1 protein-coding gene is annotated in these 1,095 nt (G+C 49.8%); it reads left to right on the top strand.

The annotated features are described in order from the left end of the window. A partial coding sequence (locus R7E47_RS25085) for a VCBS domain-containing protein (protein WP_318085494.1) occupies positions 1-1,095 on the top strand: 1,095 nt, incomplete at both ends.

Here is a 1,095-nt window from a genome sequence, read left to right as displayed (position 1 = left end):
GCTTGATGCTTCTGCAACACCAGTTGACGGCCTTACATCACAAGGGGTGGCAGTCACGCTGACTGAAACCGCAAACGGTGATGGCAGCTTTACTTACGAGGCGACAGCGGGTACTGAAGCGGTCTTTACGCTGACAGTGAATACTGATGGTAGCTATAACTTCACGCTTGAAGGTCCAATCGACCACGCAGTAGATAGTGATGAGTTGATACTCAACTTCCCAATCATCGCGACCGACTTTGATGGTGATGTAACAAACGCCACGATCCCTGTGACAATCGTGGACGATAAGCCAGTGATTACTGACGTAGACGCAATCACGGTTGATGAAGATGACCTAGCCTCAATTGGCTCAGACCAAAGCAACCCGATTTCTATTGATGGTAACTTCACCACCACACAAGGTTCAGACCGAGTGGTGAGCTACCAACTCGATGCTTCAGCAACACCAGTGGACGGTTTAACCTCGCAAGGTGTAGCGGTAACGCTGACAGAAACCGCAAATGGTGATGGTAGTTTCACTTATGAAGCGACTGCGGGTGGTAACCCAGTATTTACTCTGACAGTAGATACTGATGGTTCTTATAACTTCACACTTGAAGGGCCAATTGATCACGCGGTTGATAGTGACGAGTTGACACTGAACTTCCCAATTATCGCAACCGACTTTGATGGCGACACCGTTACTGAAACCATTCCAGTTACGATTGTTGATGATGTACCGACCATCACAGCGGTGGATGCGTTAAGTGTCGATGAAGACGACCTTAGCGGTGTGGGCTCAGATCCAGGCGGCGATCTATTCGTAGAAGGGGCGTTTACGACCACTCAAGGCTCTGACCGAGTGGTGAGCTATCAACTGGATTCAACTGCTGATCCTGTTGCGGGCCTGACCTCTCAAGGTGAGGCGATTACCTTGGTGGAAACCGAGAATGGCGACGGCAGCTTTACCTATGTGGCAACCGCAGATGGCAATCCAGTCTTCACGTTGAATGTAGCAACAGATGGTACGTACGACTTTACGCTGCAAGGCCCGATTGACCATGCAGCTAACAGTGACAGCCTGACGATTGATTTCCCAATTATTGCCACCGA

The organism is Vibrio sp. Vb1026 (assembly GCF_033338745.1).
GTDB classification, from domain to species: Bacteria; Pseudomonadota; Gammaproteobacteria; order Enterobacterales; family Vibrionaceae; genus Vibrio; species Vibrio alginolyticus.
The sequence above is the reverse complement of the archived record's forward strand: the minus strand, read 5'-3'. Positions and strand labels throughout refer to the sequence as shown.